Origin of the sequence: Chondromyces apiculatus DSM 436, from assembly GCF_000601485.1 — a bacterium.
Taxonomy (GTDB): Bacteria; Myxococcota_A; Polyangia; order Polyangiales; family Polyangiaceae; genus Chondromyces; species Chondromyces apiculatus.
Window position 1 is genome coordinate 1 of the sequence record NZ_ASRX01000168.1, and the last position, 1,175, is coordinate 1,175.

A 1,175-nucleotide genomic window follows, 5' to 3' on the forward strand; every position below is an offset into this window, starting at 1 on the left:
GGGAGCGATCCCCCGGGGCTACTCTACTAGGGATGCGGCGCGATTACCAAGGTCTGCTCATCGTTCTGGGAGCCGCGAACCGCTCGATGGAAAGCTGGCGTAGTCACGAGCCACGCTCCATCGCTGCCGGATGAAGCAGGTCAAGGACGACGGCTGGAGGCTGCCCGACGCGCTTTGGACGGAGATGAAATCCCTCCTTCCTGCCCGTATGGCTCACCCGCTTGGCTGCCACAACCCCCGCGTTGAGGATCGCGCAGCCATGGACGCCATTTTCTTCGTGCTGCGTACGGGCTGCCAGTGGGGCGCGCTCGATGCGACTGGCATCTGCAGCCACTCCGCAGCGCATCGCCGTTTCCTGGAGTGGACCGAAGCTAGGGTGTTTCAGGAGTTCTGGCGTCGTGGGCTGCTGGCCTACGACGAGAGTGTCGGCATCGACCGGAGTTGGTTGGCGATGGACGGCGCCATGACCAAGGCTCCCGTGGGCGGGGAAAAAAACAGGGCCCAACCCCACCGATCGAGCCAAGCAGGGCGCCAATCGCAGTCTGCTCACGGAGGGCTCGGGCGTCCCTGTGGGCGTCGCCGCCGACGGGGCCAACCGCAACGATTCAAGATGGCGCGCGAGATCATCAAGAGCATCCCCGTCAAACGCTCCCGCCCAAGCGCGCGTAGGCCTCAAGGCATGTGCCTAGACAAGGGGTACGACTGCAAAGAACTCTCGGCGCTGTTGAAGGAGTTCGGGTTCACCGCGCACATCCGCTAGCGCAGGCAAGAGGCACAAGACATCAACAAGATGGCCCGGCACAAGGCACGCCGCTGGGTCGTCGAACGCACCCACAGTTGGATGAACCGCTTCCGCGCCATTCTGGTGCGATGGGCCAAGCGGGCCGATATCTACCTCGCCCTGTTGCGCTTCGCTTGTGGGCTCATCACGTGGCGCGCTGCGGGCCTACTGGGATAGGCTTTTAAGCTCCGCCCCCAGCCCTTCCGGGCCACCCAGCCAAGCGTGGTGAGGGGGTGTGGTGCGCGCGGCGGAGGGAGCCCGCCCGAGCGCCCTGTCTGAGCGCCGGCCCTCAGGTCACTCCCACCTCCCAGCCCCTCCACCCCCTCTCAGCCCCCCATAGCCTCCACTAGGCGCGAGTTCAGCTCGGGCGGGCTCCCTCCGCCGCGCGCACCAC

1 pseudogene is annotated in these 1,175 nt (G+C 66.0%); it reads left to right on the forward strand.

Annotated elements, in window-relative coordinates:
• Positions 1–208: 208 nt before the first annotated feature.
• Positions 209–958 (forward strand): annotated as a pseudogene (locus tag CAP_RS47295) (IS5 family transposase).
• Positions 959–1,175: the final 217 nt, after the last annotated feature.